We start from the raw sequence: 24,909 nt of genomic DNA on the forward strand, positions 1-24,909 counted from the left end.
TATGAGTCCTCTTACTCCAGCTGTGTCCGCGGTGGCGGGGGTGGTCTGAAGTAGTAATTCTGTTGCGGTTTTTGCTGGGGGTCGATGTGTGGCGGGGGCGTGAACCAGGGTGTTCCGTGGCGGGACGTGATGGTCCATTGTTCTTTGTGTACGAGGTGGTGGTGCGCTGAACAGAGAAGTGCGCCGTTGCTGGCAGTTGTGGGTCCGCCGTTTGACCAGTAGGTGATGTGGTGGGCTTCGCACCACGGTGCTGGAATGGTGCAGTTGGGGAAGGTGCAGCCTTGATCGCGGGCAATGAGGGCTAGGCGTTGGGCCGGGGTAAAGAGGCGGGTCTTGCGTCCCAGGTCCAGAATCTCGCCCTGGGTGCCCAGGACTGCGGGGATGATATCGGCGTCGCAGGCGATCTTGCGCAGGGTAGCGGCGGCCACTGGACCGGTAAAGACGAAGTTCCCCGCCCCGGAATTTGGTCCTGTTCCGGTTACGGTGCGTGTATCCGTGCCTGTGGCTGCTCCAGTGTGAGCGCGTGTGCCTGTGGCTGCTCCAGTGTGAGCGCCTGTGCCTGTGGCTGCGCCTGCGCCTGTGTCAGTGCGTGTGCTTGCGCCGCCCGCGCCTCGGCTCCACGGGCCTGTTTCCTGGCTTCCGAGGGAGGTGGGGCGGTGGGGAAAGAGATCCTGGTAGTTGATGGTAGCGATGATCTGGGGCCGGTTGCCGCCGGTGGCAGGCAGGGCGTTGGTGGTGAGCCCTGCTTTGACGGCGCCGATGATGCCGTCGAGTTGTTTTTGGGGACGGGTGCGACGTTCCAGGTCCGGGCCCGTGTCCTGGTGCGAGTCTTTCCAGACAGTGCCCTGCACGGCCGCACTTCCGTCTCCGCTTGCAGCGGCCAGGACTCTGTCCAATGTGGCGCCGTCCAATGCGGCGCCGCTGTCTGTGTCGGTTTCGGTCCGGATGCGTGTCCCGCTGCCGGCATCAGTATCGATGCCGATTCCTGTCCCTGTCCCTGTCCCTGTCCCAGTCCCGGTGGAGACGGTAGTGCGGGGGTTAGTGGCGGCGTTCATGGCGGTGAGGAGGTGTTCGTACTGGTCTGTGGTGGCGAAGATTTCGAGTCGGTGCAGGCCATGGCGGGGTTTGCGGATGAACGCGCCCTGGGTGTGGCGGAGGGCTTCTTCGCTGGGTTCGGTGCCGTCGGCGTCGATAGTCTCGGCCCAGCGCTGGGCCAGGCGGGCCACGAAGTCGGGGTCGGCCGTGGCCGCGGCGGTGGTGAGTTCGTGTTCAACCCGGTCCAGGGCGTCCGGAGTGGTGTGGTGCCGGATCCGGTCCAGCGCAGCGGTGATGATTGTCCCGGCGTAAGAGGACACTGCTGGTGCTGAAGCCCGCTCCGGCGAGACCCCTTTCATGCCCTCGTCCGTACCTTCGTTCGTGTCTTTGCCCGTGTCCGCGCCTGTTTCCTCAGGAGTTGCTGCGCCATCGGCTGGCCCGGCCGTGAGTGGGGTGGCTGCCGGGGAAAGGGCGCGTGCGAGGTGTGGCCGGGCCGGTGGGAGGGGTTCGCCCCTGAGGCTGGTCCCGGGCAGGGCCTGGTCAGCGAGTGCGAGACGGCGGCGGGCCTCGCGCAGGGGGATCCGGAGCCTGAGACGGAGGAACTCCGCGGTGTTCCTGCACCCGTCGTCGGCCGGAGAAGTCACGACCGGCACTACGCCACTGGTCCCGGTTTCCGCAGCGGGAAGGACTATGCCTCCAGCCGCAGTGGCTGCGCTGGGCGTCGGGTCGCTGGGTGCGGGGCGGTTAGGTTTCGAGTCGTTGGGGTCCGCGTCGCCCGTTGTGGCCTGGGCCGGCCAGTCGGCGTCTGTCTCGTTGAGTGTTTCAACGCCGTTGTCCCACCCGGTGACCCAGCCCCGGGACCGGGTGGACCGGGCGGCAGCCGCTGCGATGATCGCTTCGCTTCGGGTCCGGTCCACAGCCCCGGCAGCGAGTAGCTGCAGGCATTCAATACTCCGGGCGAGGTCCTCAACCTGGCCGGCGAAGTCGGAAGCCTGGACGTAGCCAGCCGCTGCAAGGGTATCCGGGGCAGCCATGGCCGCAGCATTGAGGAGGTCCCCAATTCCTGCCAGCCCGGCTTGTGGCTGCCCAGCTGCTTCCCCGGTACGTCCGGAGGCGCCATCAACAGCCAATGCCGGGAGCGAATGAGTCCCGGCAGTGGGTTTCGGAGTACGTTCGCCAGCCACTGCAGAGAGGTGGCCCGGGATGACAGGCCGGGTGCCTGACGCATGTGGAGAGCTTGTTGTTCCGGTTTTGGCAGGTGGAAGGAAGGAACATGCATTGCGGAGCAGGGCGGTGTAGCCGCCGGACTCTGCAAGCTGGTTTCCCATCACCTTCATGGGACAACTCTGCCAAGGACCACTGACAAAATGGTCGGCGAAAGCGGCTATGTGGATAACCCGGGAAGCCGGTACCAGCTTGAGCGGGTTATCCACATAGCCGCGGAGCCGTCTGGCAATTAGCTGGCGAGGAGAATACCCGCTTCAGTGGTTAAGACGCCGCTGGCCGCCGCGTCCCCCAAGGATCGCGACGGCCAGCAAAGCCATTCAGTTGTAGCACAGGCAAGCGCTTATTGCGTTGTCAAGCGGAAGCCGCTCGTCCGCAAGCCGCCGGGGCTGCCTGTTCAGGACTTCGAATCAGTTTCGTCCGAGGTGCCGAGGTTCTGGGTTTCCGGGTGCGTACTGTGCGCGGGGATGTGGCCCTCTCCAAGGTCGTCGTCGCCCGGGGTACCGGCAACACGAGTGCCGGTAGTTCCAGCAGCGCCGATTCCGCCCGAAGTACCCGCAGCGCTGGTGCCGGAAGCGCCGGCTGGTGTGGCGGCGTCGGACGTTGGTGACTTTTTCTCACCCGCGGCGCCCTCGCGGTGCATCGCCGAGCCGATGACCGTACCTGCCCGGCGGGCGGCCTCACTCAACTGGTCCGCGACTTCAGGAGCCTTTTCCTTGATGGTCTCCGTAGCTACGGCAACCTTGTCCTGCACAGGCTTGCTGTCCCAGATGCCGGCGGCCCTGGCCTTGAGTTTGTCGTACGCTGCCCGGCCCGACCGCGATCCGAGTACGTATCCGGCGGCAATTCCTACGCCCAAAAGAAGTTTGTTTTTCATAATGAAATCCTGCTCCCTGAAAAGGTTCAGTTCCGGCCAGAGAGGCCGGGAGATAGGAAAACCGGCCTGGGGATGTTGTCCCCAGGCCGGTTTCCCTGGCTGGCGCGGCGGTTAGCTGCGTGCGCCACGCTTGGTGATCATGCCGTATACCAGCAGCACGATAAGTGCGCCGCCGATGGCCAGCAGCCACGTCTGCAGTGAGAAGAACTCTTGCAGTCCTGTGCCGAAGATCATTCCGCCGAGCCAGCCGCCGAGGAGTGCTCCGACGACGCCCAGGACCAGGGTGATGATCCAGCCGCCGCCCTGACGGCCCGGGAGGATCGCCTTGGCGATCGCGCCAGCAATAAGGCCGAGAATTAGAAATGCAATGAATCCCATTTTTTGTTCCTCTTCCTAAGTAAAGGAGGCCTCCGGATCCCGGGGGCACTTCATCCTTCTGCCTCAATAGTAATCATGCTTACTATCTATTTGCCAACCCCGGATTGAAGAAAAAGCCCATTTCAGGGCCATTTAGTGCCCTGTGACGTCGGAATCGTTGCCCGCGCCGGGTCCCTCGTCAAGGATAGCTAATTCCGCTAGATCCTGCGGGTCCAGGGCGAAGTCGAAGATATCCAGGTTTTCCCTCATCCGCTCCGGATTAGCTGTTTTCGGAATCGTTACAATTCCGTGCTGAACGTGCCACCGAAGGACCAGCTGGCCGGGCGTTTTGCCGTACTTTTCGCCGAGCTGGGAGAGGATGGGTGCGCCGAGCAGACCCGCCCCGGAGCCGCCCAGCGGGCTGTAGGACTCCGTGACGATGCCGTGCTTGTCATGGAATTCCCGCTCGGCGGCGCGCGTTATTGCCGGGGACAGCTGGATCTGGTTGAGGGCCGGAACAGTATCCGTTTCGGCCATCAGCCGCTCCAGGTGGGAAGGCTTGAAGTTGGAGACCCCGATGGAGCGCACTTTCCCCTCCGCCTGGAGACGTTCAAAGGTCCTCCAGGTGGAGATGTACTCGTCCCGCGCCGGCAGGGGCCAGTGGATCAACAGCAGGTCCACATAATCCAGCCCCAGCCGCTCCAGCGACCCCTCCAGTCCTTCCACTGCCTTGTCGTTGCCTTGGAACTGGCCGTCCAGCTTGGTGGTGATGAAGAGCTCATCACGGTCCACGCCGCTGGCTCGGATGCCGTTGCCCACACCCTGCTCGTTGCCATACTTCACAGCCGTGTCGATGTGCCGGTACCCGGCTTCGAGGGCTTGTACGACGGCGGTGGCCGCCTGGTCATCGTCCAGCGGCCAGGTGCCCAGACCCACCTGCGGAATCGAGTGGCCGTCATTGAGTGTGATCAGCGGTGCACGTGTCATTGGAACAGTCTCTCCCGGATTCCCCTGTCCTAGCCCTTGAACGCCCTAAGAATATTGTCGGCGTTGTACTGGAGGGACACGCGGGCGGTATCGGATACAGCATCCGGGCCCTTCTGCTGCGACAGGAAGTCCACAAAGCGCTGGATGGCCTTCGCGGCCTTCGCGCCGTCGCCGTCTTGAACCGCCGTCGCAGCCTGCTTGGTGCTGGCTGCCAGCTGGCTGGCCACGGGTCCTGACACGTCCCCGGACTCCACTAGGTCTTCGAGCGCGTGCTGCAGGGCTCTCACGCTGCCGGGCAGCCAGGCTGCGCGCAGGGGCACCCCGGCGAAGTCCATGTCGGAGGCAAGGTAGAAGTCCGTGTAGGACGGCTGGTTGTAGGTGGTGTTCTGCCGGGCAACCTCGGCACGGTACTGGGGATCGTGCATGAGGGTGTAGAGCTTGTGGTTGGTCACCTCGGTGCTGAGGTACATGCGCAGCGCCGAACTGTCGGCTGTCCGGACCAGCATCTCTTCACGCCAGTCGCCCACCACGTCCGCCACCAGACTCGGTGTGCCCTTGGTGCCGTTGTTGGTGCGGGTGCCTTCAGCGGTCAGCAGCCGGCCCCGCTTCCAGTCGTCAATGGTGGGCGCCTGCTCGCCTGCGCCATTGATGACCTGCGTGGTCATGTCCGCGGCCCACTTGATGCTCATGTTCGTGCCGGGGACGTTCTTGGGATCGGTAATGAGCTTGTCGCCGTCGGCCGACTGCATGCCGATGGCCCAGTTCTCGATGCCGGGGACGGAGGGGTCCACATCGCCGATCATGCCGCGTCCGGTGTCCTTGCCGGAGTAGGCGCCGAAGAGCACCTGGCCGGTGGCGGCGTCGCGCATGGCGTACCCATACGGGGCGTAGGTGCCGCCCTCATGCACCGTGAAGATCTCCTTGCCCGGACGGGCGGGGTCGATGTCCGTCACGTGCATGGCGTCGCCGTGGCCCAGGCGCGCTTCCCCGCCCGGAGCGGCGCTGCCGTCAGGCATCGTGTCGAAGGAGCTGTACAGCAGCGAACCGTCGTCGTCGATGGTGGCGGAGCCGTACACGATCTCCTGCTTGCCGTCGCCGTCCACGTCGGATGCGCTGAGCGAGTGGAATCCCTGCGTCGTGAGCGTGCCGAACTCCGGGTCGGTGCCGTCCCGGCCGTGGGGACCGTCATTAAACGGGTTGGTCATGGGAGTCCAGCCGGAGTCAACGTTCCACACGGGCGCGAGGTCCGACCCGTCCCACGTGTAGGCGGCCAGCGTGCTCCGGGTGTAGTAGCCGCGGGCGAACACGGCCGCGGGCTTCTTGCCGTCAAGGTAGGCGACGCCGGCGAGGAACCGGTCCACCCTGTTGCCCGGCTCAATGCGTGCCATGGCATAGTCGCCCCACATGAGCCCGTCGTCGTGCCTGCCGGGCTCATAGGCAACGGTCTGCAGTTCCTTGCCCGTGGCACCCTCAAACACCGTCAGGTATTCGGGGCCGGACACGATGAAGCCCTCGAAGGCCCGCAGGTTGTTCCTGGCGCTGCGCGAAGGGGCATACACGTCCATGAAGTAGTCGGCCAGTGCCTCAGCGTCAGCCTGGGACAGGGGGTACTGGTACTTCGGCGCGGTACCAAACGCTTCCTCCAGTGTGGCGGGCCAGTTGCCGGCCTTCACCTCCGGATGTTCCGTCCATCCCTGGAACGTCCGCACCATGTGCCGGTAGTAGTCCGCGGCGCTCATGCGGTAGTCGTCCGAGTTGGCGTAGCCGGCTTCGATGTCCTGCTGCAGCAGCGAAATGAACCCCTCGGCAGCAACGCTGCCATCCGCGGTGAAGCTGGTGCTCTTGGTTCCCGGGGCGGTCTTCATCATCATCTCGGCGCGGCCGTCGCCGTCGAAATCGTTGACCAGCATCTGGGTGTAGTGGGCGCCCGAGCGGATGTTTACGCCCAGGTCGATGCGGTGCAGCAGCGTGCCGTCCGCCTTGTAGGTGTCCACGTAGGTGTTGCCGGTGTAGCCCACCTGGGAAACGTCTTTGGAGTTGTTCGGGTCCCACTTGACGATGAACTCGTACTGCCCGTCGCCGTCGACGTCCCCCACGGACGCGTCATTCGCGGCGTAGGTGTAGGCCTGCCCGGCTGGGGTGACACCGTCTGCCGGCTTCTTCAGCGGGATGTCCTTGAAGTTGCCACCCCACGGTGTTGCGGTTGCGCTGCTGTCCACCTCCACGCCTCCGACGACGGCCCGCACCTGGTACCCGGAGGCGGCGGTCCCGCCGGCGTCCTGGAAGTTGGTGCTGTCCGTGACCGTGGCGAGTTTCTCGCCGTCCCGGTAGACGTTGAAGTCCGTCCCGGTCAGGCCGGTGGCGGAGGAGCCGGCGGCTTCGTGGCCCAGGAGCCGCCAGCTCAGGAAGACGCCTTCGGAGGTCTTGGCGGCCACCAGGCCGCGGTCAAGGTGGTCCAGCTGGACGTCCGGCGTGAGGGACTTGGGGGAACGTTCGACGGCGGCTGCCGGGGCGGCGAGGCAGCCGACGGTAAGTGCAATGCCGACGGCGGCGACGGACAGAAGGCGCGCCGGAGTACTGTGCGGACTCATCAGTGAATCCTTTCAATTCGAGAATGGGAAAACGCTTACCCGATAACCTAGTGGGGAAGCGGGGCATAAAACAAGCCTTGCCGCCGATGAGCATTGAAGATATTTAGAACGTTGTAAAAGTAGCGCGGCGCTGGGGACGCCGGAAAGGTGCGGGGACGCTGCACGCTTCCGGCGTCCCCGCACCCTTCCGGCGAATTCGACCGCGGTGCCCTATCAGTTCCGGGGCGGTGGCTGGATGCTATGCCCCGCTGCGCATCCAGGCGATGAGCCGGTCGCTGAGGGCCATGTAGTCCTGGTCCACGGTCTGCAGCTGCGGGTTCGCGTCAAACCACTGCACGATTTGCCGGGCGCCGTCAGCGAACGGAATGGTGGCGCGGTAGCCGGGTACCAGGGACTGGATCTTGGTGTTGTCGAAGACCACAGAGTGTGAGCGGTCGCCCAGGAGGTTGGCTCCGAGCTCGGCGCTGTGGGCGGCGATGGTTTCCGACGACACGTGGACCAGTTCCGGCTCCGGAACGCCCGCCGCCCGCGCGAACAGCTGGTAGATCTGGTTCCACGGCAGGTACTCGTCCGACGTGATGGTGTAGCTTTCGCCCACCGCATGCGGCCGGCCCAGCAGGCCCACGAAGGCTTTGGCAAAGTCCTGGCTGTGGGTCAGGGTCCACAGCGACGTCCCGTCGCCGTGCACCATAACCGGCAGTCCCGAGCGCATCCGGTGGATGTCCGTCCAGCCGCCCACCATGGCGATCTTGGTGCGGTCATAGGTGTGCGAAGGGCGGACCACGGTCAGTGGGAAGTCCTGCTCGCGGTATGCCTTGTAGAACAGTTCCTCACAGGCAATCTTGTCCCGGGAGTACTGCCAGAACGGATTCTTCAGCGGAGTGGACTCGAGGATTGGCAGCCTGGTGGGCGGCTTCTGGTAGGCGGACGCAGAGCTGATGAACACGTACTGCCCGGTGCGGCCGGCGAACAGGTCCAGGCCGGCCTGCGCCTGGTCTGCCGTAAAGGTAATAAAGTCCGCCACGGCGTCGAACTCGCGCCCGGCGAGCGCCGCACGGACCGAGGATGCGTCGCGAACGTCGGCCGTGAGGATTTCCGCCCCATCCGGGACCGGCCTTGTGGACCGGCCCCGGTTGAGGATGGTGAGCCGGTGTCCCAGCGCGACGGCGCGTTCTGCCGCCGCCGCACTGATGACTCCGGTGCCGCCGATGAAAAGGATGTTTCTCGGCGCCACAGTGTCGGCGTCAGGGGTGAGGGGGTTCACCACGCGTAGTCTTCCGGCGCAGTGCGGTGCCCCGGGAAGATGTCATCCAGCCGCTTGAGGGCATCGGCGTCCAGGGTGACGTCGAGGGCACGCACGGCCGCGTCGAGCTGTTCCTGGGTCCGCGGTCCCACGATGGGTGCCGTGACGGCGGGCTGGTGCAGGAGCCAGGCAAGGGCAACGTCGCCGGGCTCGTGGCCGAGCTCATCCGCGAAATCCTCATACTGGCGGATCTGGTCCTCGTGCTTCTTGAGCGTCTCCGCCGCACGGCCCTCGGTGCGCCGGACGCCGTCGCGCTCCTTCTTCAGTACCCCGCCCAGGAGCCCGCCCTGCAAAGGCGACCAGGGGATGAGGCCCAGCCCGTACTGCTGCGCGGCCGGAATGACCTCCAGCTCCACCTGGCGCATGAAGAGGTTGTAGATGGACTGTTCGCTCACCAGGCCGGTGTAGTTGCGGCGGCGGGCCGCTTCCTGCGCCTGGGCAATGTGCCAGCCGGCGAAGTTGCTGCTGCCGGAGTACAGGATCTTGCCCTGCTGGACGGCGACCTCGATGGCCTGCCAGATTTCGTCCCACGGGGTGTCACGGTCAATGTGGTGGAACTGGTAGACGTCAATGTAGTCGGTCTGCAGGCGTTTCAGGCTGGCGTCCAGGGCCCGGCGGATGTTCAAAGCGGAGAGCTTGGATTCGTTGGGCCGGTCCGTCATGGTGCCGTACAGCTTGGTGGCCAGCACCGTGTGTTCCCGGCGCTCGCCGCCCTTCGCGAACCAGCGGCCAATGATCTCTTCCGTCCAGCCGCGGTGGCCGGCGCCGCCGTAGACGTTGGCGGTGTCGAAGAAGTTGATGCCCTGCTCATGTGCCGAATCCATGATGGAGTGGGCATCCGCTTCTTCCGTCTGCGGACCGAAGTTCATGGTGCCGAGGCAGAGGCGGGAGACTGAGAGGCCGGAGCGGCCCAGGTGGGTGTACTGCATGGGTTGTCCTTTCGGGGACGTGTTCAGGGAGTCGGCCTACAGCTGGGTGAAGGCGGCGACGGCGGGATCTGACCCGATCCGGGCGCCGGACTCCAGGGCGGTGATGGCGGACAGTTCGTCCTCCGTGAGCTTCAGGGAGGATGCGGCGAAGTTCTCCCGCATGCGTCCCGGATCCACGGACTTGGGGATCACGATGTTGCCTGTTGCCAGGTGCCAGGCGAGCACCACTTGTGCCGTGGTGGCGCTGTGGGCGTTGGCGATGGCGGTGACGGCGCTTCCGTTCAGGTCGCCGCCCTGGCCGAGCGGGCTGTAGGCCTCGACGCCGATGCCCAGGTCCCGGCACTTGGCCGCGAGGGCCGCCTGCTGGTAGCTGGGGTGGAGCTCGATCTGGTTGACGGCGGGAACGATCTCCGCAGACTCCAGCAGGTTGTCCAGGTGTTCGGCCAGGAAGTTGGAGACGCCGATGGCGCGGATCTGCTTGTTCTCGTACAGCCGCTCCATCTCTTTCCAGGCCTGGACGTAGAGCCCCTGGGAAGGGACCGGCCAGTGGATCAAGTAGAGGTCCACAAACTCCAGCCCCAGTGCTTTGCGGCTGTTCTGGAAGGCTTCCTGCGCGCGGCCCTGTTCGCCGTTCCGGAGCTTGGTGGTGACGAAGATGTCCTCGCGCGGAATCCCCGTGGCAGCAATCGCCGCGCCCACTCCGGCCTCGTTGCGGTACCCGGCTGCGGTATCGATGTGGCGGTAGCCGGCCTCGAAGGCGTCCTCCACAATCCGCTGGGTGTCTTCGGGCGGGACCTGGAAAACGCCGAGGCCAAGCTGGGGGATAGTGACGCCGTTGTTCAGTGTCAGCTCTGACATGGGGGCTCCTTGATGCGCTGGTGCGGTTGTTGGATGCCGTGGGCTCGACAGGAAGAAAGCGGTTTCCGCTGGCTCTCTCCTGAGCCTATGCACTTTCCGCCGGTAAGTCAGCAGGATTGCATGATTCTGTTTTTCCTAGGACTGCCAGTCCTACCTTCGTTGTAGAACAGAACCAGCGTGCCGGGCACAATGGTCTGCATGGGTCAAAGCGCCGAGTTCGGAAAATTCCTCAAAGCCATGCGGTCCCGCCTGAGCCCTGAGGACGCCGGTGCGGGGCCAGCTTCCGGTGCCCGCAGGGTTCCCGGCTTGCGCCGCGAGGAAGTCGCCCGCCTGGCCGGAGTCAGCACTGACTACTACGTCCGCCTTGAGCAAGGCCGGAACATCCACCCTTCACGCACCGTCCTTGACGCAGTCTCGCGCGCCCTCAGGCTGGACACCGGCGAGCATGCGCACATGCTGGACCTGCTGGAAAACTGCGCCGGGTCCGCCCGGTCCAGCGTCCCGGCCGCCCAGGGTGTCCGTCCCGGGCTTCGCCAACTCCTTGAGGCGGTGGGGGACGTGCCGGCCATGGTGCTGGGGCGGCGCAGTGATGTCCTTGCCGGAAACCGGATGGCCTTCCTGCTGTTCACGGACTTTCCCGCGCTGCTGGCCGCCGAACGGAACCTGACCCGCTGGCTCATTCTTGATCCCGGGGCCCGGGAGCTTTTCCGGGACTGGAAAACCGTTGCTGCAGAAGCGGCAGGCGCCTTGCGGGTGGACGTCGGCCGGCATCCCAACGACGCCCAGGCCAACCAGCTGGTGGGCGAACTGGCGGTCCACAGCGAGCACTTCCGGCAGTGGTGGGCAGGGCATCGGGTGGCCACGAGGTCGGCGGGGAGCGTTCGGCTGCATCATCCCGCCGTCGGGGACCTGGAACTGAACTTTGAGAACCTGGTCCTCCCGGACGATCCCGACCAGACGCTCCGGGTGTATTCCGCCAAGGCGGGCTCGCCGTCGGCCGACGCCCTTGCGCTGCTGGGGAGCCTGGGTGCCGCTGGACCCGCCCCGGAGCCTGCGGTACGCGACGCCGCTCCGGCCGTTGCCGAGAACCGGGAGTAAAGCAGCCGGGAACATTGTGCTTTTGGCCAGTTGGGGCGGGTGATTCTGGCCACGAGCCCATTGGGGAAGAACTGCGCGCTTCCTAGGCTGGAGCTACACGCTTTCTCCACCCAAGGATGGTCTCAACGATGAAACGCATCGCACTGCTCAAGGAACGCAAGGGCGCCACGGCCGGCGCTCCCTCCACTGCCACGGGCTCCCACTGCCCGGTGTCCGGTCTCTGGAGTCCGGACCATGACCCGCACACCGTGCTGTCCTTTTTTGAAGGCCACGTGTTCCCCGCGTTCGACGGCGTTCCAACAGTCTGGCGGCGGCGCTCAGCCGGTACCGTCTCGGCAAACTAGCTAAACCCAAACTGGCCCGCACCTGACGTCCCCGATTCGGGTTTTTTCGACGTAGGTGCGGGCCAGTTTGGGTTGGAGCCGCTATTCTTCGAGGCGGAAGCCGATCTTTATGGTGACCTGCCAGTCAGCGATCTTGCCCTCTTCCAGGTGGCCCCGGATTTCCTTCACCTCGAACCAGTCCAGGTTGCGGAGGGTCTGAGAGGCCTTTGCGATGCCATTGCGGACGGCTTCGTCCACACCCTGGTCCGACGTGCCGACAATTTCCGAAATGCTGTACGTGTGGTTGGACAACTTCGCTCCTAGTGATCGCCTTGGGGCTCCCGGTTGCGGGCCGTTCTTGAAGACTAGTAGCACCCCCGGAGCATTGGCCATACCTTATCCGCCCAGCCCTATACGGATGTGCCGTTGAGCCGTTCCTCAGCTGGGCAACGCCTCAACGTATGACGGATATGTTCAGCGTGCCTGCGCCTGCTTCCCGTTCGACCCGTTTCTGTGCGGCCGGCGCAGGTTCAATGGGCAGATGGGGGCCGGGCAGGCCCGATACTCCCGGAGCCAGGGCTTCGCCCGGATTAGCTGAATTGTATGCGTCCAGGACGTTGACCCGCCGCCCGTTGACCCAGGTACCCTCTTCATCGATTCCGGTGCCACCAAAGTTTTGGATTATCTGCGCGGGAGAAATGCCCGGCGCCAGCTCGAAGGTGTTGTTCCTCGCGATGATGCTGGACTCCACACCGACGCCCCACGAGTACTGGTATTGGTCAGGGTTGCTGACCCTGTACACGTTGTTATAAACGTGTGCCTGCCCAAACCGGACACGGGGAGCTCGCTGCTCAAGATCCACCAAATCATTGTGGTGGAGGGTGACGCGAAGCCGGCCACGATCCGCCGTAGCACCGTCGCCATTGCCCCACAGCAAGGATTTGTCATGCCCCAGCATCCTGCTCCACGAGATCGTCACCAGGTCTGACTGGCGGACCACATCCAGGAGGCCGTCATGCCGCAGGAAGGGCTCACCGAAATGTTCGGGCTGTTCGGCGTCGACTGTCCCGCCGTCATCCAGCGACAGGTGGTCCAGCCATACGTGGGTGGAGCCCGACACCACCACGTTGTCCCACTCCGTTTTCCAGGTGTCCCCGTTCCAACCAGGGAAGCAGTCGTAGGCGTCGGAGAGGCGGAGGTTGCGGACAATCACGTTGTCCACCCGATCAATGTTTAACGTAAACCCCGTGAGCTGGACGTCGCCCACGCCAACGATGGTGGTGTTGGCGCCGACGTTGATCCGGATTTGCTCCCGCTGGTTTGCGCTGGACGCCTTGCGCGCATCTTCGAGGGGGCCGGATGCCTGCCCCGCCCAGTGTGCAGGGTCGAATGCTGCCAGGTATGCGTCCAGGGAGTAGCCGTCCACCGCGTAGTCTTCGCAGGCGATCGGGGTCCCGTCCGGAGCGGTGTTTGCGTCAATGTGCTGTTTCACGTACACGATCTTGGGATCGTTTCCGGCCACTGCCGCGGCGAATTCATCCCTCGTTGCAACCTCGTGCACGTCTTCCGGCGCTGCAGTGGCACCGCCGGTTGTTCCGCCGTCAGCAGACGCCCATCCGTCACCTGCGGCAAGAACCTGCCTCCCCAGGTCAGTGGATAACGGGACCGCTTTACCATCATGCTGCGTTGGTGCGGGAACGGACGCTGTCAGGGCAAGACCAGTGGCCATCACGATAGCCAGGGGTGTGGAAATCATTCCTGGTTCTCCTTGGAGTGTTGTTTGCCGGCCATCTCAACCACGTTCCGCGGGGGTCCAGTCACCGAGGAAGGTTTCCCTGGTGAACTTCGCGGCCTCGTCCGGCGTGAGCTGGGGGTGGAACTCGTTGATATGGGCGCCGGGTCCGCTGTTGTTGTATTCGGCAAAGCGGCCTTCCGCCCACGAATGGCCGCTCATGTCCGCCCAGCCGCGGACAGCGATGTGGCTGCCCAGGACGGAGTCCCGGATCACGGCCATGGGATGCGCATCAGGATCGCTGCTGGCGAACCAGGGCCGGCCCAGGCTCACCGTTCCCGGAGCGGCATCCGAGGTGAGCTTGCTGTCCACGATCAGGATGCCGTACGGGTTGGAGTTCTTGGTGCTGGGGGCAACGACGTAGCCGTTGTTGGTTGCGCTGCCGCGGTCCAGGGAATGGATGGTGCAGCCGTCCAGGACAGCGGTGCCCCGGCCGTAGATGAAGTCCACGTCGCCTTCGATGTAGCAGTTCTTGAGGTAGGTACGGGCGGTGGCGTCGCGGCCAGTGGTGTCGGCCAGGTACGTGTCCTGGTTGCCCAGGAAACGGGTGCCGTCGAAGGTCACCTTATCTCCCACGGACCGGACAGCGAGCGCCTGGCTGCCGCCGTTCGCGGCTTCGTCGTAGGCGTTCTCCACGGTGAGGTTCCGCACGGTGGTTCCTTCAGCCAGGACGTTGAGGGTGGCGCTTCCGCCCGCTCCCCACGTTCCGCCGTAGAACTTTACGCCGTTGGCCGGCAGGTCGTAGCTGAGGACGACGTCGGCCGGGTTGGCTGTTGCGCCCTGGATGGTGAGGTTCGTGCGGTCCGCCCAGACGTTTACGGATTCGCGGTAGGTGCCGGGCTTGACGGTGATGGTTCGGGGCATGGTGCTGCCGCTGGGGATGGATCCGATTGCAGCCTGCAGGCTGCCGAAGTCGCCCGTGCCGTCGAGGGCCACGGTGATCCCGGTGGCGTTGTTGGGCACGCTGTTCTCCCTGGGGCCGGCCCCGGCGGCAACAATGTCCGGAACGCGGGCGGCGTCGTCTTTCTGGTAGGCGTAGTTCTGGGCGGGGTCAAACGCGGCGCCCACGTTATCCCTGCGGCCGCGGGTGCCGTTGAAAACGTTGTCCCGGCTAACCACCTCGGTGCCGGGGTCCTTGGCGACAATTGGGTCCTGCACGGCTGTGAAGGTGTTGCCCTCCAGCACCACCTTGGCGGCGTTGCGGCCCATCATTCCGTACTGCCCCACGTCCTGCAGGTAGTTGTTGTAGACGTGTGCGGCTGCGGTGTTGTCCAGGCTGAAGTTTCGCTGGGTGGTGTTGCGGATCCAGTTGTGGTGGATGGTCATCCTGGTCACGGCGTTGGAGGTCCAGCCCACGCCCAGGGCTTTGTTGTTGTCCGCAAAGACGTTCCAGGAGTAGGTAACGAGGTCTGAGTCCTTGCGGGTGTCTATCAGGCCGTCGCCCATGCGCTGGATCTTCATGTGGTCCACCCAGACGTGGTGCGTGGTATCCAGCTGGATGCCGTCGCGGTCGTTATCCGGGCGCTTTCCGTCCCAGTCGCCCGGGATGTAGGAGTCCCGGATGGTGAAGTTGCGGAAAATGACATTGGAGGTATTGATGAGTTTGAAGCCTGCGTTCACCACCTCGGCACCGGCTCCCGTGCCGATGAAGCTCTTGTTGGCGGCGACGGGGATTTTGACATAGTCCGTGGCGGCCAGGCTGCCCCGGATGAAGATCACGAGCGGTTCCGTTGCTGCCGCATAGTCCGTAAGTTCCCCGATGGTGGACGCGGTGACGATCCGGCCCGCCTGGCCGCCGGTGGTTCCGGCCAGACCGTACCCCGGGAGGGATGCGAAGCCGTCAGGCGTTTGCTTCCACATTGCTTCCGGGGTGCTGTCCGCTGTCGTTGCCAAGGTGGCAGGCGCGGCAGCGGCCTGCCCGGTGGTCCCGGCGGGGGCGGCGGTTGCGGCCGGGACTGCCGCCAGGCTTCCCAGCATGACGACGGCGGTGGCCGCGCCAAGTAGACGTCGCAAACTCATGCAAAACTCCTTTGTTGCGTGCCCGGGCAGCCTCCAGCCCGGGCACGGGCATTCTGGGTTGGGTTGAGTTGGTGATGCGGGACGGAGCGTGCGGGCCCTGTTGAGGGCTGGGCTACTTCAGGCCTGTTGTGGCGATGCCGTTGATGAGGTATTTCTGGCCAGCGATGAAGAAGCCGATGATGGGTGCAATGGACACGACGGACATGGCGAACATGGGGCCCCACATGCTTTGGCCTTCTGAATCCATGAAGGCCCGCAGCGCCAGGGGAACGGTGTAGAGGTCCTGGTTCTGGATGTAGAGCAGGGGACCGAAGAACTCGTTCCAGGTGGAAATGAACGTGAAGATGGCGGTGGTGGCCATCGCCGGGACACAGAGGGGCATGATGACCCGCAGGAATGTGCGGAAGGGGCCGCAGCCGTCGATCTGGGCGGCATCGTCCAGCTCCTTGGGCAGCGCCTTCATGAACTGGACCATCAGGAAGATGAAGAACGCGTTGGTGGCCATGAAGTTGGGAACGATCAGCGGCAGGTAGGTGTCCAGCCAGCCCAGTTGCGAGAAGATGATGTATTGCGGCACCAGGAGCACATGGCCGGGGAGCATCAGAGTTCCCAGCATCAGGGCAAAGAACAGCTTCCGGCCCGTGAACTCCATCCGTGCGAAGGCATAGGCAGCCAGGGCACAGGAGAAGATGTTCCCCACGATGGAGAACACCACCACTATCAGGGAATTGATGAGGTACACGTGGAAGGGCTGGTTCAGAGCGGTCCAGCCCTGGGCATAGTTGCTGAAGTCCCAGTTTTCGGGCCACAGCCCCAACTGCCGGAAAATGTCGTTGCTGGGCTTGAACGAGCTGGACACCAGCCAGAGCAGCGGATACAGCATCACCAGGCCCACCAGGCAGAGGATCAGGTGCCGTGAGAAGCGGGTGCCCGGCGTGCCTGTCAGGGCGTCCTCAGCGGGCGGAGCTTCCTTCTTTTGCTTGTTCTTCAGGGGTAGATCGAGGAGAGCCATAGCGGTGCCTTAATTGTCGTAGAAGACCCAGAACTTGGATGCGATGAAGTTGATGGCGGTGAAAATCGCAATGATCATCAACAGCAGCCACGCCATGGCGGAGGCATAGCCCATCTCGAACTCGGTGAAGCCCTTCTGGTAGAGGTACAGGTTGTAGAAGAGTGTGGAATCAGCAGGCCCGCCTGTGCCGCCGCTCATCACATAGCCCTGGGTGAACGTCTGGAAGGACCCGATCAGCTGCATGATGAGGTTGAAGAAGATAATGGGGCTGATCAGCGGCAGGGTGATGCTGCGGAACTGCCGCCACCGGGACGCTCCGTCGATGGATGCCGCCTCGTAATACATGGTGGGCACCTGCCGCAGGCCCGCAAGGAAGATCACCATGGGCGAGCCGAAGGTCCACACATTGAGGACGATCAGCGTGCTCAAAGCGAACTCCGGGTCCGTTACCCAGGCGGGACCCTGGATTCCCAACAGTCCCAGGGCGCCGTTGACAATGCCGTCGTTGCCGAAGATGTAGCGCCACAGCATCACGATCGCGACGCTGCCGCCCAGCAGGGAGGGCAGGTAGTACACGGACCGGTAGATTGCCAGGCCCTGAAGGCCGCGGTTCAGCACGATGGCGATCAGCAGTGCCACGGCGAGCGAGATCGGGACGGAGACAAAGGTGTAGATAAACGTGACCTTCAGGGACTGCAGGAGGCGCGGATCCTCAAACAACGCCTGGAAGTTCGCCAGGCCCACGAAGTTCGGTTCGGTGAAGAGGTTGTAGTCCGTAAACGCCAGGTAGAGGGAGGCGAAGAACGGGATGATGGTGAACAGCATTCCGACGAACCACGGCAGCAGGAACAGGTAACCCGAACGCTGGTTCTTGCGCTTTGGGGCGGGTCCTGCCTGGTTTCCCGCCCGGCGCGGCCAGGGTGGCAGCCGCGCCGGGGGCTTGCTTGGTCAGCACTGACATGCGTCAGGCTCCTATCTGGGTGTGGGGGTAACTGGACGCAGGCCGGCTACTTGTTGATGGCGGCATTGCTCTTCTCGAGGAAGGTCCTGGCCGCATCAGCGGGCGTGACGCGGCCAAACTCGACTTCCGTTGCCAGTTGCTTGAGGGTGTCCGCCACCACGCTTGCACCCTTGGGGTACACATACGCAGGGGCCAGGTCGTCTTCCTGGATGGCGGCCACCATGTCCACGAAGGCAATGTCGTCCTTGCCGAGTTTTGGCTTGATGGCGTCCGCAACTTTTGGATTAATGGGCACCCCCCGCTGCGTGAGCGTTTCCGCGGCTCCGTCTGCATCGTTGATCAGGAAGTTCAGCAGTTTTGCAGCTTCCTTGGGATGCTTGGACTTGGCAGCAATGGACCAGAGCATGCTGGGATCAGCTGAGTAGCCGCGGCGCTTCTCCGTGGTCTCACCGGGCATCCGGAGCAGGACCACGTTGCCGCCGGCGGCCTCGTTGTAGGCCTTGTAGTTATTGATCGGAATGATCTGCGAGGCTACGGTGCCCTTTGCCAGGTAGGACTGGGCGGCTGAGCCGCCGATCTGCTCGAAGAAGCCTGCCGGGGGATAGCCTCCGGCTGCCCGCAGGTCGACGCTGTACTGGAACCACTCCCGGATGGTCTCCTCGCTGACTCCGAGCTTGTTGTCCTTGGTGTAGAAGTCCTCGCCGCGCTGCCTGGCGAACAGGATGGGACCGGTTTCGGTGGCAACGTCGTAACCGGCCCCGTATACCTTGCCCCCGGTTTTCTGCGTGACCTCGGTGGCAAACCTGGCGTAGTCCTCCCAGCTCCAGGTCTTGTCGTCCGGGATGATGACGCCGGCTTGGTCCGTAATTGTCTTGTTGACCACCATGCCGATAGTGGTCACGCCCGTGGCCAGGCCGTAGAGCTTGCCATCCACTTCACCCCGACTTTGGATGGTGTCCGGGATGTCCGCGAGGTCCAGTTCCTGCAAGGACCTGAGGTCTGCGAGCGTGCCGCGCTGCGCATATTCGAGCAGGCTCCGGTTTGCCATGTTCAGCACGTCCGGAGGATTGCCCCCGGCGAAGCGTGTAGCCAGCTTGTCGGCGTACGGGCCGCTGTCCTGGTATTCGCTCTTGACGGTGATGCCCGGGTTCTTTTCCTCGAAGATCTTGATTGCCACGTCGGTCATCTTGGCCCTGGTGGCATCGCCCCAGTAGACGAAGTTCAGCTCCACGTTTCCACCCCCGGCGGCAGGGGCTGACCCACCGCCGCCGCAGCCGCTCAGGGCCAGCCCCGCGGCGGTGACGGCTGCGCCCAGAACCAGCCTGCGGGAGATGGGGGTGCTGACTGTCTTCTTCATTGAATGACGCCTCTCGGGGTTGCGCACCACGGTCCGGTGCGGCGGATTGTTGGAAGTTGAACGGAAAGTTTCTGAGTGTTGAACGCTCATAGGACCGCTCGTCGCTGCACTACCGAAGCAGCAGTGACGCAGAACTGAAAATCTGAGTAAACGATTTCTAGCAAACATAGGTTGTGACTGTCAACACATGTTTTTATGGTGAGTGGCGTTTTCAAAAGAAAGTTTCCGTAGATATTGCCTAACTATTTCTGTTCTGGCTAAGCTGATCCCCACGTTGCGGAAGTGTCATCACCGGAGGTTTTGTTTGGCTACTCACACCATCCCTGCTGCCGGGGGGCGCGTTTCCCGCGGGGGGCATCCCCTCGCTGTCCACAACACGGATCTGCGGCAGCCCGCCACCCTTGCGCCCCGCCCCTATCTCCATCCGGTCCGGTCGCTCGCCGGGACCGTGACCACGCAGTCACTGCCGGTCGACCATCCTCACCACCTGGGTCTGTCCATTGCATTTCCGGACGTCAACGGAACGAACTTTTGGGGTGGGTCCACCTACACGCCCGCCAATGGGCCCATACTCCTGGACAACCACGGAGTCCAGCGCCCGCACGGCTGGCAGTCAGCGCCGGATGCCGAATTCGGGGGTGTGTCCTGGCTCTCCCACTCCGGCGGGCAACTCGCAGCGGAGCAACGGCGTATCGAGTACCTTCATCACCCCGAACCTGCCAGCTGGTCCCTTTCGGTGTTCTCGGTGATAGTCCCGGCGGAAGGCATACAGCGGCTGGAGGTGTCGTCGTCGGCCGTCAAAGGCAGGAAAGGTGCCGGATACGGCGGCATATTCTGGCGGTTTCCCGAAGTCACCGGCCGGCCGGTGATTCTTTCCGAGGCGGGACGCGGCGCCGATGCCGCCCACGGCTCGGTGTCACCCTGGCTCTCGGTCAGCATGGTGGTCGACGAAGCGCCGGTCTCTGTGCTCCTCGCCCAGGAACCGGACCAGCTGCTTCCCTGGTTCATCAGGGCCGGAGACTACCTTGGCGCAGGCCCGGCAGTTTCATGGACGCAACCGGCCGTGGTAGACCACAACAATCCGCTGAGGCTGGCCCTGCACGCAGTCGTCCATGACGGTGCGGTTACCACGCCCGCCGAGGCCCTTAAGCTTCTCCAGCAGCACCCCTTCGCCAGCCGCAGTTCACCCGACAGGACATCATGACCACCCGCCTTCCCGCCCCCGTCTATCAGAACCCCATCCTCAATGCAGACTGGCCGGACCCTGACGCTGTCCAGGTGGACGGCGTCTATTACCTCATTGCCTCAAGCTTCAACCGCGTCCCCGGACTGCCTGTCCTTCGCTCACGGAACCTGGTGGACTGGGAGCACGCCGGCCACGCACTGTGTGCGCTGCCCCAGGGCAGCCACTACTCGCTGGTGCGCCACGGCAGCGGCGTGTGGGCTCCTTCGCTGCGTCACCACGACGGGCGTTTCTGGATTTTCTATCCTGACCCTGACCACGGCATCTTTGTGCTGAGTGCCGAAAAGGCAGAGGGGCCGTGGACCGCTCCCCACCTCTTGTATCCCGGCCGCGGCCTCATCGACCCCTGCCCTTTGTGGGACGACGACGGCCAGGCCTACCTTGTGCACGGCTGGGCCAAGAGCAGGATCGGCGTGAAGAACCGGCTTACGGTCCACCGGATGAGCCTGGATGCAACCAGGCTCCTGGACCGCGGAACGCACGTGATCGACGGAGCGGACCTTCCGGGTTACACAACCCTGGAGGGTCCGAAGTTCTACAAAAGGGAGGGCTGGTACTGGATCTTCGCACCCGCCGGCGGGGTGGCTACAGGCTGGCAGTCGGTGTTCCGGTCCAGGTCCCCGTTCGGGCCATATGAGGAGCGGCGCGTCCTGGAACAGGGGAACACCCAGGTCAATGGTCCGCACCAGGGTGCCTGGGTTACAAGCCCGCGTGGCGAGGACTGGTTCCTGCACTTCCAGGACCGCGGCCCCTATGGCCGGGTGGTCCACCTGCAGCCGATGGGCTGGACCGCGGATGGCTGGCCCTGGATGGGGCACCAGTCTGCCGACGGGGGACCGGGAACACCGGTGCCCACCCACTCCTACCCGGCGGGTACCTTCGCGGACCACGCGGTCCTGCCGGCCAGTGACGACTTCTCCTCGCCCCGGCTGGGACCGCAGTGGCACTGGCAGGCGAACCCCCGGGATGACTGGGCACACCAGTGCGGGGGAGGACACCTGGTTCTCACACCGAAGCCCAATGACCCGGTGAACCTTCGCGAACTCCCCAATGTGCTGGGGCAAGTCCTGCCCGGTACCCCGTCAACCTTCACCACGTCGGTGGAGCTGCAGGATGTGCCGGTGGGGACGCGGGCAGGCGTGGTGGTATTAGGCCGGCAGTACGCGTGGCTGGGTATCGTCAGGACAGAAGATGGATATGTCCTGGGCGACGGGACCGGCGGGGATGTCCCGCACGAGCAGCGGCTGGGCCGGAAAATGGCGCTGCCGGGGCCGCGCATAGAACTGCAGATCCGTACCGACGGAACCCCCCGGTCCACCTTTGCGTGGCGTTCCGGGCCGGGGAAGCCCTGGGAGGTGCAGGGCTGGAACTTTGAGGTGGTGAAGGGGCAATGGATCGGAGCTGAGCTGGGGCTCTTTGCCACGTCACCGCTGGGTTCGGAGGAAGGAGGCAGTGTTATCGTGGGACCCGTGCGCGTGGATGTTGCGCCCGCGCGCCGTCCCACCGCACCGCTCCTCGCCGCCGCAACCACATGACCCCAAGGACCGCCCCTGTGACCGCCACTCCGCGTCCCAAGATAGCTGACGTTGCGGCCGCGGCAGGCGTATCCGTGCCCACGGTATCCAAAGTGCTCAACGGCCGGATCCACGTGTCCGACGCCACCCGCGCCAAGGTCCAGCAGGCGCTCGAAGAGCTTGATTATTCCAAACGGCCGGCTGCTGCCAGCCAGCCCGGCTTCCTGCAGCTGGTGGTCAACAACTTCGATTCACCATGGGTCCTGGAAACCATGGCTGGAGTTGAGGCGGCCGCGGACCGGCTGGGTTATGCCGTGGCCTATGCGCGCGCAGAACATGCCACCGTTGAACGTTGGCGAAAGCTGCGCGAACCCTCGGTGAACCGGCTGGACGGAGTGCTGCTGCTGGCTCCGCGGAAGGGGTCACACCTGGTGACCACGTTGCGGAGCCTGAAGATTCCCGCCGTCGCAATCGACCCGGAAGGAACCGAAGGGCTGCCAATTCCCAGCGTGAGCCCGGCGTCGTTCTCCGGCGCCCTTGCCGCCGTCAGCCACCTGCTGGGCCGGGGCCACCGCCGGATCGCTATCGTCACCGGCCGGAAGCACAGCCCCGGCCATGGCCGTGCCCGCTACGCCGCCTATGCCGCTGCGCTTCACGAGGCAGGGCTGCCCGTCCTGCCCGAACTGGTCAAGGACGGCGATTTCAGTATCGAATCCGGCATGCGGCTGGGCGGGGAACTGCTGGACTTGCCAGAGCCGCCCACGGCGATCTTCACGGGCAGTGACCTGCAGGCCCTGGGCGTGATGAACGCGGCCGGGCAGCGCTCGCTGCATGTACCGGAGGATCTCAGCATTGTGGGGTTTGACGACATTGCCCAGGCGGCGTTGACGTCGCCGCCGCTCACCACGGTCCGCCAGCCCCTGGCCCAGCTGGCCTCCATGGCCGTCGGCATGCTCACGGAGCAGCAGGACCTGCCGGGTGCGGCAGTCCCCACAGCCCTGGAAGTTGCCACGGAACTGGTTGTCCGCGGAACCACTGCCCCGCCGGCGCGCTGACGCCCTGATCCCGGGGCACAGCCGGCTTACTTCGCCTCGAGCACGAGGTTTTTGAGGTCGTCCAGCGTCTGCTGCATGTGGTCATCCATGGCTTGCCGGGACAGCACCGGGTCGCGGGATTCCAGCGCCTCGGCGATCTTCTGGTGGTGCCCGATTGCGTGCTCCTGGATTTCCCGGACCGCGGACGTCTGGGTGCGGCGCTTCTGCAGCACCTGGTGCAGCGGTTCGAAAAGGACGGACACAAAGACGTTCTCGGAGGCATGCAGGATCAGGTCGTGGAATGCCAGGTCCGCTTCAACGAAGGCGGCAACATCGTTGACCTCGTGGGCGGCGCGCATGCTGTCCACGTGCCTGTGGAGCGTCTCAATATCCTCATCGCGGATCCGCCCGGCCGCCAGTTCGCAGGCGCCTGTTTCCAGCATCCGCCGGAGCTCGATGAGCTGGACCGAGGTCTCTGCCTCGTTCTTCCCCTCCGACGCCGCACGCAAGACCGCCTCAAGCGACGCCCAGCGGTTGAGGGGGTTCACGAACGTCCCGCGGCCGCGCTCAACACTGAGGATCCGCTGTGCCTGCAGTGTTTTCATGGCCTCGCGCACCGTCATCCGGCTGACCTCGTGCCGGGCACTCAGTTCGTGTTCGCCCGGCACGGTGGCGCCGGGCGGGAACTCACCGGTGATGATGCGGTCCAGTAGCTCATCCGCCACCTGGCCCACCAGTGATTGCCTCGCCATTGTGCCCCCGTTGGTTCCTTCACTGCATATGTCGGACAAGTCTACTTGCGCGTCTCTATGTGGTGTGCCACACTAAACGAAATGCAAGATGTCTGACATCTTACAGTTACCGGGATCCGCCGCCCGGATTCATACAACGTATTCATACACAATGGAGTGCACTGTGACGCTTGAAGCAGACGTTCTGGCCGCCTACCCGGCCGAGGTCCGGATTCCCGCCGAACTGGTGGCCAGCACCCTGGCTGCCTCCAATGCGGAGACCCCGCGGGTCCTGGTAGTACTCGACGACGACCCCACCGGAACCCAGTCGGTTTCGGATTTGCCCGTGCTCACCCAGTGGGATGTAGCGGACTTCATCTGGGCCTTCAGCCAGTCCAAGCCTGCCGTCTATGTCCTCACGAACACCCGCAGCCTGGACCCCGCCGAAGCCGCCGCCCGCAATGAGGAAGTGGTGCGCAACGCCCTGGCAGCAGCAGGGTCCCCCCAGGAACTGCGCCTCGGGTTTGTCAGCCGCAGCGATTCCACCCTCCGCGGCCACTACCCCCTGGAGCCGGACGTTATCGCCGCAACGGTGGCGGACGTCAGCGGAGAAAAGACCGACGGCGTGGTCCTGGTTCCAGCCTTCCCCGACGCCGGACGGGTCACCATCGGCGGAGTCCACTACATGCGCGGCACGGGCGCGGAGGCCGGCACCCTCACCCCGGTGTCCGAGACGGAATTCGCCAAGGACGCCACCTTCGGCTTCAGCACCTCCGTCATGGCCGACTACGTTGAAGAGAAGTCGCAGGGCCGCTTCGCCGCCGGCTCGGTAATCGTCCTGGACCTCAACATCATCCGCGCCTCCACCGATCCGCAGGCCACTGCCAATGCCATCGCCGACGCCCTTGATGCGGCCACCGATTCCACCCCCATCGTGGCGGACATCGTCACCGAAAACGACCTCCGCGCCCTGTCCCTGGGCCTCGAAGAAGCCGAACGGCGCGGCAAGAAGCTCCTCTACCGCGTGGGCCCCCCGTTCGGTCGTGCCCGGATCGGCCAGGAGATCCGCACCGAACTCAGCGGCGCCGAGGCCTACGCAGGCAACACACCCTCCGAGGCAGGGGGCCTGATCGTTGTCGGGTCCCACGTGGGAGTCACCACGCGCCAGCTCAAGGCCCTCACCGACCAGCACAGCGCCGCGCGCATCGTGGAGATCGACGTCGAAAAGCTCCTCGGTGCCCCTGGCGACGCCGAAGCGCACCTGGACCGGACCGTGGACACCGTCGTCGAAGCCCTCCGCGGCGGCGACGTCATCGTCCACACCAGCCGCCTGCTGATCAAGGCAGACGACCCCGCCGAAAGCCTGCGGATCGCCCGCACAGTGTCCGCCGCCGTCGTCGCCGTGGTCAACCGGACACTCAAGACCTTCCCGCCCCGGTTCGTCATCGCCAAGGGCGGCATCACCTCCTCGGACGTGGCCGCCCACGGCCTTGAAATCCGCCACGCCATTGTCCGCGGCCCCATGCTGCCGGGCATCGTCTCCCTCTGGGAACCCGTGGATGGCCCCGCCAAGGGCATCCCGTACATCGTCTTCGCCGGCAATGTGGGCGACGACCAATCCCTCGCTGACGTGACCCGCAAGCTCAGCAACACTTTCTAACCAC

21 protein-coding genes are annotated in these 24,909 nt (G+C 64.5%); 6 read left to right on the forward strand and 15 right to left on the reverse strand.

From position 1 onward, the window contains the following. Positions 1 to 11 precede the first annotated feature (11 nt). The 8 genes from AC6CHP_RS18835 to AC6CHP_RS18870 all read right to left on the reverse strand — a co-directional run bounded on the left by AC6CHP_RS18835 (position 12) and on the right by AC6CHP_RS18870 (position 10,161). Positions 12 to 2,069: an HNH endonuclease signature motif containing protein gene (locus tag AC6CHP_RS18835; RefSeq protein ID WP_308421966.1), complete on the reverse strand. Its 2,058-nt coding sequence runs from the start codon at positions 2,067 to 2,069 to the stop codon at positions 12 to 14. A 587-nt stretch (positions 2,070 to 2,656) separates the two neighbouring features. Further along, on the reverse strand, positions 2,657 to 3,136 hold the full coding sequence (locus tag AC6CHP_RS18840; protein ID WP_427116444.1) for a YtxH domain-containing protein: 480 nt from the start codon (positions 3,134 to 3,136) through the stop codon (positions 2,657 to 2,659). A 111-nt stretch (positions 3,137 to 3,247) separates the two neighbouring features. Then, positions 3,248 to 3,514, reverse strand: coding sequence for a GlsB/YeaQ/YmgE family stress response membrane protein (locus tag AC6CHP_RS18845; protein ID WP_104185602.1), 267 nt, complete (start codon positions 3,512 to 3,514; stop codon positions 3,248 to 3,250). A gap of 132 nt (positions 3,515 to 3,646) precedes the next feature. Beyond that, on the reverse strand, positions 3,647 to 4,480 hold the full coding sequence (locus AC6CHP_RS18850) for an aldo/keto reductase (protein ID WP_498231568.1): 834 nt from the start codon (positions 4,478 to 4,480) through the stop codon (positions 3,647 to 3,649). Positions 4,481 to 4,509: 29 nt separating this feature from the next. Beyond that, complete coding sequence (locus tag AC6CHP_RS18855) at positions 4,510 to 7,071, reverse strand: rhamnogalacturonan lyase (RefSeq protein WP_498231570.1); 2,562 nt, start codon at positions 7,069 to 7,071, stop codon at positions 4,510 to 4,512. A gap of 238 nt (positions 7,072 to 7,309) precedes the next feature. Next, positions 7,310 to 8,338 (reverse strand): NAD-dependent epimerase/dehydratase family protein, encoded by a 1,029-nt coding sequence (locus tag AC6CHP_RS18860; protein WP_498231572.1) that lies wholly within the window; start codon positions 8,336 to 8,338, stop codon positions 7,310 to 7,312. Beyond that, positions 8,332 to 9,303, reverse strand: a complete 972-nt coding sequence (locus AC6CHP_RS18865; RefSeq protein WP_188729040.1) for an aldo/keto reductase — start codon at positions 9,301 to 9,303, stop codon at positions 8,332 to 8,334. Before AC6CHP_RS18865 ends, AC6CHP_RS18860 begins: the two co-directional genes overlap by 7 nt. 36 nt (positions 9,304 to 9,339) lie before the next feature. Further along, the gene (locus tag AC6CHP_RS18870; protein WP_498231574.1) at positions 9,340 to 10,161 is read right to left on the reverse strand and encodes an aldo/keto reductase; all 822 of its coding nucleotides are present in this window, start codon (positions 10,159 to 10,161) and stop codon (positions 9,340 to 9,342) included. A 198-nt stretch (positions 10,162 to 10,359) separates the two neighbouring features. On the opposite strand from AC6CHP_RS18870, the gene AC6CHP_RS18875 reads away from it, so the two are divergent. Both AC6CHP_RS18875 and AC6CHP_RS18880 read left to right on the forward strand, forming a co-directional pair. Continuing rightward, positions 10,360 to 11,259 (forward strand): helix-turn-helix domain-containing protein, encoded by a 900-nt coding sequence (locus AC6CHP_RS18875; RefSeq protein WP_498231576.1) that lies wholly within the window; start codon positions 10,360 to 10,362, stop codon positions 11,257 to 11,259. A gap of 128 nt (positions 11,260 to 11,387) precedes the next feature. After that, positions 11,388 to 11,603, forward strand: a complete 216-nt coding sequence (locus AC6CHP_RS18880; protein WP_104185596.1) for a hypothetical protein — start codon at positions 11,388 to 11,390, stop codon at positions 11,601 to 11,603. Between the two features lie 81 nt (positions 11,604 to 11,684). On the opposite strand, the gene AC6CHP_RS18885 is transcribed toward AC6CHP_RS18880, so the two are convergent. The 6 genes from AC6CHP_RS18885 to AC6CHP_RS18910 form a co-directional block, all read right to left on the reverse strand. Beyond that, a complete protein-coding gene (locus AC6CHP_RS18885; protein WP_104185595.1) occupies positions 11,685 to 11,894 on the reverse strand; it encodes a dodecin in 210 nt (69 codons plus the stop codon). Positions 11,895 to 12,036: 142 nt separating this feature from the next. Then, positions 12,037 to 13,338, reverse strand: a complete 1,302-nt coding sequence (locus tag AC6CHP_RS18890; RefSeq protein WP_498231579.1) for a pectate lyase family protein — start codon at positions 13,336 to 13,338, stop codon at positions 12,037 to 12,039. 36 nt (positions 13,339 to 13,374) lie between these two features. Then, positions 13,375 to 15,393, reverse strand: coding sequence for a pectinesterase family protein (locus tag AC6CHP_RS18895; protein WP_498231581.1), 2,019 nt, complete (start codon positions 15,391 to 15,393; stop codon positions 13,375 to 13,377). A gap of 112 nt (positions 15,394 to 15,505) precedes the next feature. Further along, the gene (locus tag AC6CHP_RS18900; protein WP_188729047.1) at positions 15,506 to 16,405 is read right to left on the reverse strand and encodes a carbohydrate ABC transporter permease; all 900 of its coding nucleotides are present in this window, start codon (positions 16,403 to 16,405) and stop codon (positions 15,506 to 15,508) included. A 9-nt stretch (positions 16,406 to 16,414) separates the two neighbouring features. Then, positions 16,415 to 17,230, reverse strand: coding sequence for a carbohydrate ABC transporter permease (locus AC6CHP_RS18905; protein WP_498231583.1), 816 nt, complete (start codon positions 17,228 to 17,230; stop codon positions 16,415 to 16,417). A 182-nt stretch (positions 17,231 to 17,412) separates the two neighbouring features. Further along, positions 17,413 to 18,723, reverse strand: a complete 1,311-nt coding sequence (locus tag AC6CHP_RS18910; protein WP_188729051.1) for an ABC transporter substrate-binding protein — start codon at positions 18,721 to 18,723, stop codon at positions 17,413 to 17,415. 304 nt (positions 18,724 to 19,027) lie between these two features. On the opposite strand from AC6CHP_RS18910, the gene AC6CHP_RS18915 reads away from it, so the two are divergent. From AC6CHP_RS18915 to AC6CHP_RS18925, 3 genes are read left to right on the forward strand one after another with little or no spacing between them, the layout of a single operon-like run. Next, on the forward strand, positions 19,028 to 19,927 hold the full coding sequence (locus AC6CHP_RS18915; protein WP_498231585.1) for a DUF6807 family protein: 900 nt from the start codon (positions 19,028 to 19,030) through the stop codon (positions 19,925 to 19,927). After that, on the forward strand, positions 19,924 to 21,501 hold the full coding sequence (locus AC6CHP_RS18920) for a glycoside hydrolase family 43 protein (protein ID WP_188729056.1): 1,578 nt from the start codon (positions 19,924 to 19,926) through the stop codon (positions 21,499 to 21,501). The genes AC6CHP_RS18915 and AC6CHP_RS18920 overlap by 4 nt, the downstream gene beginning before the upstream one ends. A gap of 17 nt (positions 21,502 to 21,518) precedes the next feature. Further along, a complete protein-coding gene (locus AC6CHP_RS18925; protein WP_498231588.1) occupies positions 21,519 to 22,535 on the forward strand; it encodes a LacI family DNA-binding transcriptional regulator in 1,017 nt (338 codons plus the stop codon). 26 nt (positions 22,536 to 22,561) lie between these two features. Here the strand turns inward: AC6CHP_RS18925 and AC6CHP_RS18930 are convergent, their stop codons facing one another. Then, positions 22,562 to 23,266: a FadR/GntR family transcriptional regulator gene (locus AC6CHP_RS18930; protein WP_188729060.1), complete on the reverse strand. Its 705-nt coding sequence runs from the start codon at positions 23,264 to 23,266 to the stop codon at positions 22,562 to 22,564. 163 nt (positions 23,267 to 23,429) lie between these two features. On the opposite strand from AC6CHP_RS18930, the gene AC6CHP_RS18935 reads away from it, so the two are divergent. Next, positions 23,430 to 24,905: a four-carbon acid sugar kinase family protein gene (locus AC6CHP_RS18935; protein WP_498231590.1), complete on the forward strand. Its 1,476-nt coding sequence runs from the start codon at positions 23,430 to 23,432 to the stop codon at positions 24,903 to 24,905. Positions 24,906 to 24,909 lie beyond the last annotated feature (4 nt).

This window comes from Pseudarthrobacter sp. GQ63 (assembly GCF_059758765.1).